Annotated in this window: 13 protein-coding genes; 6 read left to right on the top strand and 7 right to left on the bottom strand. The window is 49.7% G+C overall.

All coding sequences use genetic code 11. The annotated features are described in order from the left end of the window. Nucleotides 1-25 precede the first annotated feature (25 nt). Nucleotides 26-631 (bottom strand): FMN-dependent NADH-azoreductase, encoded by a 606-nt coding sequence (locus FT643_RS12560; RefSeq protein WP_156871756.1) that lies wholly within the window; start codon nt 629-631, stop codon nt 26-28. A gap of 160 nt (nt 632-791) precedes the next feature. Here FT643_RS12560 and FT643_RS12555 point away from each other — a divergent pair, with 160 nt between their 5' ends. Beyond that, nucleotides 792-1,706, top strand: coding sequence for a LysR family transcriptional regulator (locus FT643_RS12555; protein ID WP_317622020.1), 915 nt, complete (start codon nt 792-794; stop codon nt 1,704-1,706). A 339-nt stretch (nt 1,707-2,045) separates the two neighbouring features. Here FT643_RS12555 and FT643_RS12550 read toward each other — a convergent pair whose 3' ends face one another. From FT643_RS12550 to FT643_RS12535, 4 genes are read right to left on the bottom strand one after another with little or no spacing between them, the layout of a single operon-like run. Further along, on the bottom strand, nt 2,046-3,341 hold the full coding sequence (locus FT643_RS12550) for an NAD(P)/FAD-dependent oxidoreductase (protein WP_156871948.1): 1,296 nt from the start codon (nt 3,339-3,341) through the stop codon (nt 2,046-2,048). Nucleotides 3,342-3,383: 42 nt separating this feature from the next. Beyond that, entirely contained in the window at nt 3,384-3,758 is a 375-nt protein-coding gene (locus FT643_RS12545; protein ID WP_156871754.1) for a cupin domain-containing protein, read from the bottom strand. A gap of 34 nt (nt 3,759-3,792) precedes the next feature. Further along, complete coding sequence (hemJ, locus tag FT643_RS12540; protein WP_156871753.1) at nt 3,793-4,230, bottom strand: protoporphyrinogen oxidase HemJ; 438 nt, start codon at nt 4,228-4,230, stop codon at nt 3,793-3,795. Nucleotides 4,231-4,236: 6 nt separating this feature from the next. Continuing rightward, nucleotides 4,237-5,982 (bottom strand): chloride channel protein, encoded by a 1,746-nt coding sequence (locus tag FT643_RS12535; protein WP_156871752.1) that lies wholly within the window; start codon nt 5,980-5,982, stop codon nt 4,237-4,239. Between the two features lie 206 nt (nt 5,983-6,188). On the opposite strand from FT643_RS12535, the gene argC reads away from it, so the two are divergent. The 4 genes from argC to erpA all read left to right on the top strand — a co-directional run bounded on the left by argC (nt 6,189) and on the right by erpA (nt 9,050). Beyond that, nucleotides 6,189-7,235 (top strand): N-acetyl-gamma-glutamyl-phosphate reductase, encoded by a 1,047-nt coding sequence (gene argC, locus FT643_RS12530; RefSeq protein WP_156871751.1) that lies wholly within the window; start codon nt 6,189-6,191, stop codon nt 7,233-7,235. 10 nt (nt 7,236-7,245) lie between these two features. Then, nucleotides 7,246-8,019 (top strand): DUF6776 family protein, encoded by a 774-nt coding sequence (locus tag FT643_RS12525; RefSeq protein WP_156871750.1) that lies wholly within the window; start codon nt 7,246-7,248, stop codon nt 8,017-8,019. Continuing rightward, on the top strand, nt 8,003-8,491 hold the full coding sequence (locus FT643_RS12520) for a bactofilin family protein (RefSeq protein WP_156871947.1): 489 nt from the start codon (nt 8,003-8,005) through the stop codon (nt 8,489-8,491). The genes FT643_RS12525 and FT643_RS12520 overlap by 17 nt, the downstream gene beginning before the upstream one ends. A 238-nt stretch (nt 8,492-8,729) precedes the next feature. Further along, on the top strand, nt 8,730-9,050 hold the full coding sequence (gene erpA, locus FT643_RS12515; protein WP_156871946.1) for an iron-sulfur cluster insertion protein ErpA: 321 nt from the start codon (nt 8,730-8,732) through the stop codon (nt 9,048-9,050). A 17-nt stretch (nt 9,051-9,067) separates the two neighbouring features. On the opposite strand, the gene FT643_RS12510 is transcribed toward erpA, so the two are convergent. Continuing rightward, nucleotides 9,068-10,186: an anhydro-N-acetylmuramic acid kinase gene (locus FT643_RS12510; protein ID WP_317622019.1), complete on the bottom strand. Its 1,119-nt coding sequence runs from the start codon at nt 10,184-10,186 to the stop codon at nt 9,068-9,070. After that, complete coding sequence (locus FT643_RS12505) at nt 10,179-11,597, bottom strand: OapA family protein (protein ID WP_156871749.1); 1,419 nt, start codon at nt 11,595-11,597, stop codon at nt 10,179-10,181. The genes FT643_RS12510 and FT643_RS12505 overlap by 8 nt, the downstream gene beginning before the upstream one ends. 236 nt (nt 11,598-11,833) lie before the next feature. Between FT643_RS12505 and tyrS the strand changes: the two genes are divergently transcribed. Beyond that, nucleotides 11,834-13,042: a tyrosine--tRNA ligase gene (gene tyrS, locus FT643_RS12500; RefSeq protein WP_317622018.1), complete on the top strand. Its 1,209-nt coding sequence runs from the start codon at nt 11,834-11,836 to the stop codon at nt 13,040-13,042. Nucleotides 13,043-13,417: the final 375 nt, after the last annotated feature.

Raw genomic sequence — 13,417 nt, 5'->3', positions numbered from 1 at the left:
ATCACCGTCGTTTTCACTGTGGGTTTCAGGTGCTCGCTGCCAGCTTTTCGGCCTCGGCTTTTGCTCTGTTTATAATCTCAGGCGCTTTTTCCGGCTCCATATTCAACCGTTCAGCGTAAATAAATTGCACGTCGGTTATACCCAGAAATCCCAGCAGTGTTGTCAGGTAGGGTGTTTGCGTGTCGTTTGGTGTACCAACATAGGCACCGCCTCGTGCAGTCAGCACAACTGCTTTGGTGTTTTTCACTAATCCGACCGGGCCTGTTGCTGTGTATTTGAACGTGGTGCCTGCACGTGCCACGTTATCGATCCAGGCTTTCAATGTGGACGGGATACCAAAATTGTACATAGGCACACTCAGCACAAGAACATCGGCCTCCATCAGTTCCTCTACTAGGGTGTCGGCTAAGCGTGCCTGTGCCCGTTGCTGCTCGGTGCGTTGATCGACAGCGGTGATATTTGCAGTGAACGTTGCCTGATCCAGGTGGGGTACCGGGTCTTTACTCAGGTCGCGCTCGGTTACCGCGCCGTCCGGGTGTTGCGCAATCCATGTTTGAACGAAATGGTCGGCAAGTTGTTTGGAATTACCCTGATCACTGAAAAGGCTGCTGCTGATGTGAAGTAAGTTCATAATCGGCTCCTTGGAATGTCCTGTATCGAATGTGGTTTGTTTCGGTGTTGAAACCATATTAGTTCGAATAAATAGATTTAAAATCGGAATATTTCGTAAGATAATATCGAAATATTCGAAACATAAGATGTTTGGATCGTTTGCTAAGGGAGCGCTCACTGTGTCAGGTACTGTTATTCCAAATGTCACTCTAGAGCAGTGGCGTGCGTTTCAAGCGGTTGTAGAGCATGGAGGATACGCCCAAGCGGCTGAAAAGATTCACAAGACACAATCCACCCTCAGTTATTCGGTAAAGAAACTGGAACAGGTTTTGGGTGTAAAAGTGCTCAGCGTTATTGGGCGCAAGGCGGTTTTGACCAAAGAGGGGGAGGTGTTGTTGAGGCGTTCCAAGCAGTTGCTCGACAGCGCGATTTCTTTGGAGAAAATTGCAGAGAACCTGGCGCGGGGAATAGAAGCGCGTATTGATGTCTCTGTGGATGTAGTATTTCCGTACACCGAATTATTGTGCGTTTTAGCGCAGTTTTCCCAGCGTTATCCGGATACGCGGGTTGAACTGATGGAATCCGTGCTATCGGGTGGTCAGGACCTGTTGGTGAGCGGGCAACTGGATCTATTGGTGTCCCCTAGCGTGCCTCAGGGTTTTGCCGGGGAGCCCCTCTTACGTCTGGAGTTTGTTTGCGTTGCCAGCCCTGATCATCCTTTGAACGGCCTGGATCGTAAGATTACACTCCAGGATTTAAAGCAGCAGAGACAATTGGTCACTCGGGATTCCGGTCCGCAACGCAGGCTCAGTGCTCCCTGGTTAGAGGCCGAACAGCGCTGGACAGTGACCAACATTACCACCTCCGTCAGAGCCCTAAAGCAGGGGCTGGGCTTCGCCTGGGTACCCAGGCTTCAAATTGAAGACGATTTGCGCAGCGGAGAATTACAGGCATTGGATATGGCTGAAGGGGGCAGTCGATTCGGCCACCTATATCTAATTTATAAGGATAAAGATGCTGCCGGACCGGCAACCTGTTTTTTGGCAGAGCAGATTGCCAGGGTGAGTCGGGAAATAGCTGGAAGAGTATATTAAGCGTGTACCAGCACAGGGCACTCCAACATTCCAAGGGGGCATAGCAGTAGGGCAATCAGCGCCAGCTTAAGCTTTGACTGCTTGCGCGTTACCACAACGGTTATTCGTTTCTAAATTAGAGTGGACAGTTTGGCCAATTATCTTGTTACTAAAGGTCAGTTGCATTAGCGTTTAGATTTAATACAATAAGGCCCGTGACTAACCAGTCTACAAAAACTGTTTTGACCGAGTGTGCGTGGTTAAACAGAACTCTTGCTATCTTCTCTTCTAGCATTTGTGCGTTAAATGCACTCGCCATGTTGCAGATTGGGCTGCCATGGCGAGTATTTTTTGACTCTTTTAGTGCAGCTTCAAGTTGGGGCTGGCCCGCCGGTTAATCCTGTCCCGTATGATTAATAGTAATGTTCGCAAGGTGCCGTGCAGCGTGAACTGGTGCATCCGGTACAGAGTGACGTACATCCATCGTGCGACTTTGCCTTCAAAAGTGAAATCCTTACTCAGATTGCCCATAATATTGCCGACGCTGCTGTATTTGCTTAAGGAGATCAGTGAACCCTTATCTTCATATTGGAACTCCAGCAGTGCTTTCCCTTTCAGTGAGCCAATTAAGGATTTGGCCAGTAGCATGGCCTGTTGATGGGCTGATTGGGCACGAGGTGGCACCGGAGAGTCGTTGTCAGGGCGTGGGCATTGGGCGCAGTCTCCCAGCGCAAAAATGCGCTCGTCCAGAGTCGTCTGCAGCGTCGGTTTGACAATAAGCTGGTTAATCCGGTTACTTTCCAGGCCGGCCAGGTTCTTCAGGAATTCGGGCGCTTTGATGCCTGCGCTCCAGACCTTCAAAGAGGCGGGAATGAATTTGCCGCTTTTGGTGTGCAACCCCTCTTCGGTGATCTCGGTCACCATCTCATTGGTCATCACCCGAATGTTCAGATCTTCCAGTTGCTGCAAAATAGCGATAGAAGCCTTTTCTGACAAAACCGGCAGAACCCGTTGTGAAGCCTCGACGATAGTAATCGTTAAATTTTCGGGTTTAATCTGATCAAAGCCGTAGCTCACGAGTTCATGAGCTGAATGGCATAGCTCTGCTGCTAACTCCACTCCAGTGGCACCGGCCCCGACAATCGCAATATTACAATGGGGCTCTTCAACCGAGTGCGATTGACTCGCTTTGAGATACTGGTTCAGAAAGCGGCGGTGGAAATCTTCGGCGGCTGCACGTTGATCCAGGAAAATGCAGTGATCGGACGCTCCCTGAGTGCCAAAATCGTTGGTATTGCTACCGATGGAAATGACCAAGGTGTCGTAGGACAGTCTTCGCTCCGGCAGTACTTCCTCCCCATTGCTGTAGTGCGGAGCCAGCACCAATTCTTTGTTGTCTCGATCCAGCCCTGACATACGTCCCATGATAAAGCGAAAGTGATGACGTTTAGCGTGGGCAACGTAGTTCAGCTCATCCAGGTCAGCGTTGAGCACTCCGGCAGCGACTTCATGTAATTTGGGTTTCCACAGGTGAGTCATGCTGGCGTCAACCAGAGTGACTTCTGCCAACCGTTTTCTACCGGCTTTATTGCCCAGCACGGTTGCTAATTCCAACCCGCCGGCACCTCCGCCAACGACAACAATACGGTGCAGCATCATGTTGATTTCCTTCAGGTGTGTAAATGCAAATGGTTAATTTTAAACCAGATCCTCTGCATCTTGATAGTTCCGGACCTCAAAGCGTGGACTGCAAATGGCCAGAAAGACTAAATCACTATCCCCGGGGTTATGAATCCGCTGTGCGTGACCAGCGGGTATTATTAGAATGTCTCCCTGGGTCAGGGGGGTGGCCGGCCGGTCTTCGGTTTCAGCGATACCGGTTCCGGATAGAATCAGATAGCGCTCAGTGGTATTTATCAGACGGTGCCAGCGAGTGGTTTTACCTGCTTCAACCCGAGCTTGGGCGATAGAAACTGCAGGGTCATCCACACTATTACTGCATTCAATGATAAAACAGCCTTCTTGGAAATAGTATTCGTTATTGCTGTCAAATTGTTTACATTGCGTAGCCATGACGGGTCCTCCTGCGCAGGCCTGGATCGCGACTTCAAGTTGGCATTTTTAACGTTACCAGAATAATGACGGCTACCAGAATTAAAACAGGCGCCTCATTGAAGGCGCGATAGAAGCGCTCGCTAAGCTCGTTTTTGTCCTCTGCAAACCGCTTTAGAAAGCGTCCGCAAATATGATGATATATCAGTAATAGGATCACCAAAGTGAGTTTGATATGCATCCACGCTGCGGTTTTAAAGTACGGATCCCAGCGGTCAATCAGCATCCATAAACCCAAAGCTAAAGCAATCAGCATGGAGGGTGTCATGATGCCGCGGTATAGCTTGCGCTCCATGATTTTAAAGCGTTCAGCACCGGTTGTATCGTTTTCAGCAAGCGCTTGGCAGTGATAAACAAACAGCCTGGGTAAATAAAATAATCCCGCAAACCAGCAAATAACCGCGATAAGATGGAAAGCTTTAACCAATAACATAGACGTCTATACCTGATAAAAGTGTTCGATATCTTGCTTGCGCACCAAGCCGAAAACCCGATAGATGTTCGGTGCTGACATGCGTCGGACATAGACTGCGTTCACGTCGTGACGCTTCATGGTTTCAAGCGCTTCCTGTAGCGTGGCGCTCAGCAGAATGGGCGAAACGTTATCCCGGTGCGCGGGGATATCCAATAAGTTAATCTGTTCTATGTTGCCATTCTCGGAGGGTTTTTCTTTTGACTGCTCATCCAGATTACCCAAGTGCAGTGCCAAGTCGGCCGCCGGCAGAAAGTGGCTCGGTAGACCGTCTTTTTCAATTAGCAGCCAATTGGGCTGCTTCTTAAGGAGTTCGTCAGCTTCTTCACGGCTGATCAGCGGCTTTATCCGGCGAACGCTTCTGTCCATAACGGCTGCTACCCCTATCCGGTGCAAGTGAGTAGCCAGTGGACTGATGCGGACTGTAATCCCCTGAGCTTTCAGCAAGGTTTGAAAAATACTCTTTTGTTTGAATAATTGCGAAGCCACCAAACTCGAAATTACCACAACCAGCATGCCGGGAAAGATGATATTTGCTTCGAAAGTTAATTCCAGTAGCGTCATCAACGCGGCCAGGGGGGCCTCCAGAGTAGCCGCCATCATGCCTGCCATTCCCAATAAAACATAGAGTGTAATATTCGCATTGTCCGGCAGCATGGCTGCACTGAGAGAGCCGAAAATGGCACCGGCCATCGCCCCAATAAACAGTGATGGTCCAATGATCCCGCCCGGTAGCCCCATTCCTACGCAAGCGCCTGTTGCCACAATTTTAAGACTCATAATCAGCAATAAAGCCCAGATACCCAGGCCGCCGACCAAAGCCGCGTTTACGGTGTCGTACCCAATTCCGAGAATCTGGGGGGCCAGAAAGCCCGCGAACCCGGTAATGGCTCCGGCTAACAGGAAGCGGACTCCCACGCCCAAGCGCCTGGTTTTATGAAAGCATTCTCGAGAAAGATAAATTAAAGCCGCCGCCAGGCAGCCGATTACCAGCCCGCAAACGACGATAAACGGCAGCTCGATCAGGGAACCGAGCTGTACTTCCGGTATAGAAAACGCAGGCGCATGGCCATAAGCAGCGCGTGTAAGTGATGCGCCAACTACCGAAGCCAGAATAATCGGTATAAAAGTCGAGATGCTGTATTCCATCATGATCACTTCCATAGCGAAAATAACACCCGCTATCGGCGTATTAAACGAAGCTGAAATGGCGGCAGCGCAGCCGCACCCGGTTAATACGCGAACACTGTTATTCGGAAGCCTCGACCACTGTCCCAGTAAGCTGCCACCGGCGGCGCCCAGATGAACAGCCGGGCCTTCTCTCCCCATTGATAAGCCGCTAATCAGAGCCACTGCGGCGCCCCCAAACTGCACCAGTAAGCTGCGTAGGGAAATGGCGCCCTGATGTAGATTAAAGCGTTCAATGACATAGCCAATTCCGGTGCGCCTCTGCTCTTTGGCCAGAAAATGAAAGCCTGTGCCGAGGGTCGCCGCACCTGCAAGCGGAAGGGCGCTGTGGAGTAACGGGTTTAGAGCTTCGAAATTCTCAGACGACCCGGGTAAAAACAGTGTCAGAATGAATTCGATGACAAACCGGAACAGAAGAATGATCAAGCCGGAGCTGAGACCGGCCAAAATTCCCAGCAAAGACAGTAATGGTAAAGCATCCACGGTGGATAATTTTTCACGGATGCGATCAAAATCAAGTTTCATGAGCAGACAGGGTTCTCAAATACGCTACGCTTACCAGATAGGGTTGCCGCAATTCTCGGTGTAGACCCTATCAGTCACGCTGATAGCATGCAGTATTGACGCTTACTAATCAAAAAATTCGCATTAACAACAAGTTAGGATTTTTATTACATCACGAGCTGCTTTATGATTGCATACCCAGTTAGTTTAAGTGAATTGAGTTAGCCATGAATGATAGCGCCCAGATAAAAGTCGGCGTAGTTGGCGGAACCGGATATACCGGAGTCGAGCTGCTACGCTTGTTGGTTCAGCATCCTAAAGTCTCCTTAACCGCGGTAACTTCTCGCTCCGAGGCGGGAAGTCAGGTGCACGAGCTTTATCCGAACTTGCGGGGGTATCTGGATCTGGAATTTACCCATCCTCAGGTAGAGACGCTTTCTGAATGCGATCTGGTTTTCTTTGCAACGCCCAATGGTGTCGCAATGAAAATGGTCCCAGAGCTTTTACGTGCTGGCGTGAAAATTATTGATCTGGCGGCTGACTTCCGTTTACAGGATCCTCAGGTTTGGGAAAAATGGTATGGCATTCCCCATGCCTGTGTGGATGTTCTCCAGCAAGCGGTTTACGGGTTGCCGGAAGTGAATCGCGCAGCCATTGCCGAAGCGGCCCTGGTTGCAAACCCCGGCTGCTACCCCACAGCGGTACAGTTGGGTTTTTTGCCCTTGCTTGAGCAAGGTTTGGTGGATCAGAATGGTTTAATTGCTGACGTCAAGTCTGGTGTCAGTGGAGCGGGCCGCGAAGCCAAACTAGGTTCATTATTGTGCGAAGCCAGTGAAAACTTTAAAGCGTATGGCGTTGCCGGGCATCGACATTTGCCAGAGATCAAACAAGGTTTGGAACGTGCCAGCGATAACCCGGTGGGGCTGACGTTCGTTCCACATTTAACACCGATGATTCGGGGAATACACGCTACACTTTATGCACGTCTTAATAATACCGGTACGGATTTGCAATCGTTATACCAGGAACGCTACGCAAACGACGCTTTTGTTGATGTGATGCCGTCAGGCTCGCTTCCGGAAACCCGTAGTGTGAAGGGAGCTAATCACTGCAGGGTCGCAGTGCATGTGCCGCAAGGTGGTGATACCGTCGTGGTGCTATCGGTCATAGATAACCTGGTAAAAGGGGCTGCCGGCCAGGCTGTCCAGAATATGAATATCATGTTTGGACTGGCGGAATCGGCAGGCCTGGATCAAATTGCATTAATGCCTTAAGGAGTGGAGTGTGGCGCGGGACTCAGATCGACCGGTAAGTTCGCCTGATCCGCGCATGATGCTGGTGCCGGTTGGGAAAAGCTCCCGTTGGCGAAGTTTCATATTGGTTTTGTTCACTATGGTGATTGTTGCAGGTGGGTGTTTGGGTGCCGGCTTCTTTTACGGAAGTCAGAGTCAAATGCAAGTGTCCACGGAGGTCGAACAACTGAAATCAACCAACGCTCAGCTGCAACAGCAGTTGGATGAGTTGCAGTCTCAGACGGCTATTAATAAACATGGAATTGAATTGGAGCGGCAAGCATCGGAGCGCGTTAGGCAGGAAAACGTGCAATTGCAAAACAAAGTTTCTGAACTGCAAGAGGCTGTTAATTTTTATAAAAGCATCATGGTGCCGGGTAAAAACGATAAAGGCTTGCGTATCGAAAAAATAGAGCTGTCCTCAACGTTTAATAAGCGTCGTTTCAAATACAAGGTTGTGATGACTCAGGTTGCAGATAACAGTTCGTTTATACAGGGCAAAGTTTCGATGAATTTGTTGGGTGTGCGTCAAGGCAAGAAAGAAAGCTTATCCTTCAAAGGCATTTCAGGTGAGTTCGAAAGTAGCAGTGTACCGTTCAAATTCCGTTACTTTCAGGATGTTGCTGGTGAGGTTGTGCTCCCGGATGGGTTTGTTCCGGAGCAGATAGAGGTGATCGCGCAATCCAAAGGCCGGAAAGCAACCCGGTTGGAAAAGCGGTTTGATTGGAAAGTACAAGAGGTAACGAGTGATGTGGGGAAAGGATAAAGGTAAGAAAGTCGACTTTGATCGCCACGCCGGCAAAACCACGATGATTTCCAAGGGAACGGTTGTTGATGGCGATGTAAAATTTGAAGGTGGTTTGTTGGTAGAAGGCACCATCAAAGGTAACGTTCGAGCTGATGAAGGTAGCGAAGCCTTGCTGCGACTAAGTGAGGCAGGTCAAATCGAAGGTGAGATTCACGTTCCGAATGTCGTCATAAATGGAAAGGTCAACGGCGACGTGCATTCGACTACCCATGTGGAACTTGCCGCGAAAGCAGAAGTAAACGGCAACGTGCATTATAACCTGATCGAAATGGTGATGGGGGCTGCTGTAAATGGCTCTTTGGTGCACAATCAGCCAAAACAGGCAGCAACAGATGTGTCGTTATCGCTGGAAAAAAAGTCTAAGGCGGGCTCTGCCGCGAAAAGCAATGCTGAACCTGAGCTAGACCCGAAGCATAGCCACGCCAGTTAGTGACGCTTATTTTATCGGCAGATGTTTGTTTCGTTGGTTGAGTTGTTGTTTTGGAGGAGCCTAATCGGTTCTTACGGCGCTCAAAAAGCGGGATGCGCAGCTTAGTTTGTTAGGTGTTTCGGGAGGCTGCATCGATCATCGCCGGATATGTACCTTGACTGCTCAAGGTGGAATCATGATAATTTGACGATCAATGTAATACGAAGGAGTATTCCTTAGAGTGACTGACGAATCTGTCATGATGTTCAGCGATAATGCAGCCCGAAAGGTGAAAAGCCTGATCGAGGAAGAAGGTAATGATAGCCTGAAGCTTCGTGTGTATATCACCGGCGGTGGTTGCGCAGGGTTTTCCTACGGGTTTAAGTTCGAAGAAGATTCAAAGGACGACGATACCCAGGTCGAAAACCACGGCGTGACCCTATTGGTCGATCCAATGAGCATTCAATATCTTGCAGGGTCCGAAGTAGATTACTCGGAAGGCCTGCAAGGCTCGCAATTTATCGTTAAAAACCCCAATGCAACCACGACCTGTGGCTGCGGTTCATCCTTCTCAATCTGATTTTTCAATTTTACCCATTAGCTTGCGGGGAAGAAGCTTCCCATTAATACCGGATTTTGTGCGCCGGTAAAGGCGGATAGATCTAGTTTGATTCTCTGCAGGTGGTTCTTGGCGAACCAGGCGAACGCCATCGCCTCAACCCAGTCAGGGGGTATGCCGTAATCGCCAGTATTCTGTACGCGGCAGGGGATAAGTTGCTGTAAACGCGCCATTAACGCGCTATTTCGTACTCCACCTCCACAGGCGAGAACTCGGTCAACGGGCGTTGCTAATTGGGCGATAGCGTTTGCAATGCTAGTTGCACTTAGCTCCAAAAAGCTCGCCTGAATGTCCTCTGGTGCGTAGGCGGTTAGGTTGCCTGCTTTTTCCGCCCAGGCTAAATGAAAGTACTCTTTACCTGTGCTTTTGGGAGCGGATAACTTGAAGTACGGGTCTTGTAGCCAATTTTCCAATAAGGGGTGAATCACTTTACCGCTGCTTGCCCAGGCGCCGTTCTGATCGTACGTGAAGCCGTTGCGCCGCTGAATCCAGGCATCCATCAACCCGTTCGCTGGCCCGGTGTCCATGGCCAAGGCGCCTTCCACATTGGCGGCAGGCAAATACGTAATATTCGCAATTCCTCCAACATTTAGAATCACCCGGTTTTCAGAGGCATGTCCCAAGAACGCTTCATGGAAGGCAGGAGCCAGAGGTGCGCCCTGGCCACCCAGCACCATGTCGCGACGCCGGAAGTCAGCAATTACATCAATGCCAGTGATTTCTGCGATGTAGTGGGGATCTGCAATCTGCAAGGTAAAAGGGTGCCTCTCCGTCGGCCTGTGGCGAACCGTTTGGCCGTGGCTACCGATGGCAGCAATTTCGTTTTTGGTGACACCTGATTTGCTGAGCAAGTTTAACGAAGCCTGTGCAAAAAGCTGCCCGAGCTCCACATCAAGCTGGCCAAGAAGGTCAATCTGGTTCGCGCCGGGAGTAAACAGAGAGGTCAACCGTTGTCGTAGGTCGGCAGGAAAGGGTTCAAGATGAGAACAGACCAGTTCAGGTTGATGCTGTCTGAATGAAACCAGCGCTGCATCAATCCCGTCTGCGCTGGTGCCGGAAATCAGCCCAATGTAAAGCCCGTCTGTAAACTTATTCACCCAGTCGAGCCAGGTTCTCGCTTTTCATCGCTGCTGCGTAGGTAGAGAGCTGCCCCTGCATCTGTTTTGATAAGGCTAAGAACGCGTTTTTATCTGCTTTGGCAATGGGCTCTGCGTGGGGGAGTTTCACCGTAACCGGGTTGCGAACTGCACCGTTTTGATAAAATTCGTAATGAAGGTGGGGGCCGGTGGCAAGACCGGTGCTACCCACATAGCCGATCACCTGACCCTGACGTACTCTTTTCCCGGAGCGGATGCCTCGGGCATAGTTATTCATGTGCGCATATAGCGTTTTATATGTCTGGCCGTGTTGAATTATGACCACATTTCCATATCCGCCTTTGCGGCCGGCGTACACGACTTTGCCATCACCTGTTGCCTTGATCGGTGTGCCTCTGGATGCAGCGTAGTCGGTGCCTTTGTGGGCGCGAATAGTGTGCAGAACAGGATGTTTTCTACTCAGGTTGAAGTGCGAGCTGATTCGTGCAAAGTCAATCGGGCTGCGCAGAAAGGCTTTCCGCATGCTGTCGCCTTCTGGCGTGTAATAATTTGAGCCTTGGGTGGGAGAGTCATAGCGAACAGCCGTAAAGGTTTTACCCTGGTTGGTAAATTCGGCTGCGAGAATTTGTCCGTCTTTCACTTTTTCGCCATTCAAGTATAACTCTTGATAGATCACCTTAAACGAGTCGCCTTCGCGGATGTCCAACGCGAAATCCACGTCCCAGCCAAAGATGCCGGCAAGGGACATGGTCAGATTGTCCGAAAGGCCTGCTTTTTGCGCAGCCAGGAACAGTGAAGAATTAATGGTGCCTTCAGCGTAGGAGGTGAAGGGCTTTAAATTCTTAATCGAGCGGATCGCTTGGTATCCGTTGTCTGACTTTTCCACCAGAAGGCTTTCGGTGCGCGAAATAATATATTCAAGAGCTTGTAACGTGTCGTCCTGAATATTGAACTTGATAGTCTGGTTTGGTTGTATCTTGGCTAAGGTTTTTACTTCGCCGCCCCCAGACATGACGCTATGAACATCTTTGGAAGTTAAGCCAACTCGTTTGAATATGTGGCTTAATGTGTCGCCGGAGCGAATTTTCTCGACCTTCCAGTCTTGGCTGGTGTGTGTGGTTACCGGTGCTGCAGGGTTAATAGACTGGGCATTATTCAGGGTGGTGCGTTCGCTAGATAATGTAGCGAGCTGTTCTCTCGGGGCAAGCTTGGCAGGTGCAATTGCTGGCTCTTCGGCTTGCTTCTCGGACACGGGCGTCTTCAGGCGAACGGTTTTTGTTGCTGTCGCATCGGGTGATGGCAGTAAAGTGAGAGCTAACACTAAAGTGAGAGAGCACACAGCCACGGCTACCAAATGCAGTCGAGGGTAATTTATCAGCTTGTTTTCGTTCGCTTTTGAAAGATTCTTCATGCCTGTTTCGAGTAGATTCTGGTTGTTGTCGCTAAGTCATTCATAATCATTATAAGGATAGTTGAATCGGGATGTTACAGAAAATTTAATTTTCTCATTGAGCCCTACTTCACATAACCGGTGGCGTTTTAAAAATAGCCCAAAGCTACGCTATTTTCATCCCGTATAACAGTGGCAATAAGGCCCGTGTTACAATGCGCCCCTTTTTTAGACGTATATTATCTAAGGTGAGAAAAGTGCCGCACACTGCAGAACAAGCTTTAGCCCTGATTAAGCGGGGTAGCGAAGAAATATTGCTTGAGGACGAGCTGTTAGACAAGCTTAGGTCGGGGCGACCATTGAGAGTTAAGGCGGGGTTCGACCCGACCGCGCCGGATCTGCATCTGGGTCATACGGTGTTAATTAATAAATTGCGCCAGTTCCAGGAATTGGGTCACCAGGTGCTGTTCCTGATTGGCGACTTTACCGGCATGATAGGTGACCCAACTGGAAAGAATCAGACCCGATTGCCGTTGACGCGTGACCAGGTGTTGGAAAACGCCAGGTCTTATGAAGAGCAGGTGTTTAAAATCTTGGATCCGGCGAAAACTGAAATTTTGTTCAATTCCAGCTGGATGGAGCAGTTGGGCGCTGCCGGGATGATTCAGTTGGCGTCGCAACATACCGTTGCCAGGATGCTGGAGCGCGATGATTTCTCCAAGCGGTTTAAGTCGAATCAGCCCATTGCGATACATGAGTTTCTATATCCCCTCATTCAAGGGTGGGATTCCGTCGAAATGAAAGCCGATGTTGAACTCGGGGGAACTGATCAGAAATTCAATTTATTGATGGGGCGCGAATTACAGAAAGCCAGCGGGCAAAGTCCGCAGACAGTTCTGATGATGCCATTGCTTGAGGGGTTGGATGGTGTTCAAAAAATGTCAAAGTCGCTGGGTAACTATATAGGTGTGACGGAGTCGCCTTCTGAAATGTATGGCAAGTTAATGTCTATAAGTGATGACTTGATGTGGCGTTACTTCGATTTGCTGAGTTTTCGTAGCAATGAAGATATAGAGGGCCTCAAAAGGCGGGTGGGTCAGGGTGAAAACCCTAGGGATATCAAAATTCTTCTGGCAGAGGAATTGGTTGAGCGTTTTCACGGCGAAGGTGCCGCTGAAAATGCAAATAAGGGCGCCGGTAATAAATTCAAGTGGGGCGAAATTCCGGAAGATATGCCTGAGTTTGAGTTGAGAGCTGAGGGTGCGGAGGGAATACCACTGCCCAATGTTGTGCAACAGGCAGGCTTGACCAAGACGACGGGGCAAGCCAGGGATATGATGAAGCAGGGGGCCGTGCGTGTCGATGGTGAGCCTGTTCGCGACCCGAAATTCAGGCTGAGCCCAGGTGCCACGTATGTTTGCCAGGCAGGCAAGAAGCGTTTTGCGCGAGTAAAAGTGTTGGAATAGCTAAGGTGTTGAAAAAATTGTTTAAAAAAAGCGTTGACGGGTGAAATGATGTCCCTATAATGCGCACCACTTCGACGGGAAAGGCAGCCGACAAGGAGGCCGGGAAGGTTGGAGTAAAGCTTTTAAGATACTGAAAGTATTGAAAAAAGCGGCGAAGTTTTACAGTCGGGCGGTTTTGAGAAAGTTTAAAAAATCGATTGACAGTCCAGCGGGACGATGTAGAATACGCCTCCTTGCTCGAAGAGGGTAAGGGAAAGAAAGACGTTCTTTAACAGTTTGTTAGAAGCAATAAGTGTGGGTGTTGGTGGTAGAGATTCGGCAACGAAGTTCTGCAACTGACATTCTCGTCAAAGAGTAATATTTGAGGCGCGCAAG

The sequence above is a fragment of the Ketobacter sp. MCCC 1A13808 genome (assembly GCF_009746715.1).
Lineage (GTDB): Bacteria > Pseudomonadota > Gammaproteobacteria > Pseudomonadales > Ketobacteraceae > Ketobacter.
The sequence above is the reverse complement of the archived record's forward strand: the minus strand, read 5'-3'. Positions and strand labels throughout refer to the sequence as shown.